The organism is Shigella sp. FC1967 (assembly GCF_001743005.1).
Lineage (GTDB): Bacteria > Pseudomonadota > Gammaproteobacteria > Enterobacterales > Enterobacteriaceae > Proteus.
Genome location: NZ_MIIZ01001056.1, coordinates 1 through 1119 on the forward strand (window position 1 = coordinate 1; position 1119 = coordinate 1119).

A 1119-nucleotide genomic window follows, 5' to 3' on the forward strand; every position below is an offset into this window, starting at 1 on the left:
TTTTGTTCACGGCAACCACAACAGGTACGTTTGCTGCTTTTGCGTGTTGGATTGCTTCGATAGTTTGTGGCATGACACCATCATCTGCCGCAACAACCAGAACAACGATATCCGTTACCTGAGCACCACGAGCACGCATTGAAGTAAATGCGGCGTGACCTGGGGTATCTAGGAAGGTGATTTCACCTTTGTCAGTTTTAACGTGGTAAGCACCGATATGCTGGGTGATACCACCCGCTTCGCCTGAAGCGACTTTCGTTGAACGAATGTAATCCAGTAATGATGTTTTACCGTGGTCAACGTGACCCATGATAGTTACAACAGGTGCACGAGATACTGCGCTTTCTTCACCAGTATCACGATCGCTCATGACTTGTTCTTCTAACTCGTTTTCACGACGTAAGATAACTTTGTGACCCATTTCTTCAGCAACAAGCTGTGCCGTTTCTTGGTCTAAAACCTGATTAATGGTCGCCATAGCGCCCATTTTCATCATAGTTTTAATAACTTCAGACCCTTTTACTGCCATTTTGTTAGCAAGTTCGGCAACAGAAATAGTCTCACCGATAATAACATCACGGTTTACAACAGCTGCTGGCTTATTGAAGCCTTGCTGTAATGAGCTACCTTTGCGTTTACCTTTCTTGTTAGTACGACCCGCAGCGCGCGCTTCTTCACGATCTGCTTTTTCAGAATGGCGGTTGTTTTTCTTAGGACGAGGAGCCTTAGCGTTGCGACCACGACCGCGGCCACCTTCAACTTCAGCATCACTCTCATCTTCTGCATCACGAGCATAACGTGATGTTGTTACATGATAGTCTGAGCCTTCAGTTTCTGGCGCTTTAGGTTCAGCAGTCCATTTATCAGCATTTTCTTCAGCTAAACGACGTGCTTTTTCTGCTGCAATTCGTGCTTCTTCTTCCGCTTTACGGCGCTGTGCTTCTTCCGTTTTACGCTTCAGTTCAGCTTGTTCAGCATTGCGACGCGCTTTTTCCTGATCTGCTGCTTTATCAGCTTTTGGTTTATCGTTTTGTTTCACTTTATCTTTTTCCGCTGCTTCGCGCTTAGCTAATTCCGCTGCTTCACGTTTTGCTTCTTCAGCTTCACGTTTCGCTTTTT

1 protein-coding gene is annotated in these 1119 nt (G+C 45.8%); it reads right to left on the reverse strand.

Annotation, left to right across the window (positions count from 1 at the left end):
* On the reverse strand, positions 1-1119 hold a 1119-nt coding region (locus BHE89_RS18270), incomplete at both ends, for a translation initiation factor IF-2 N-terminal domain-containing protein (protein ID WP_128860704.1).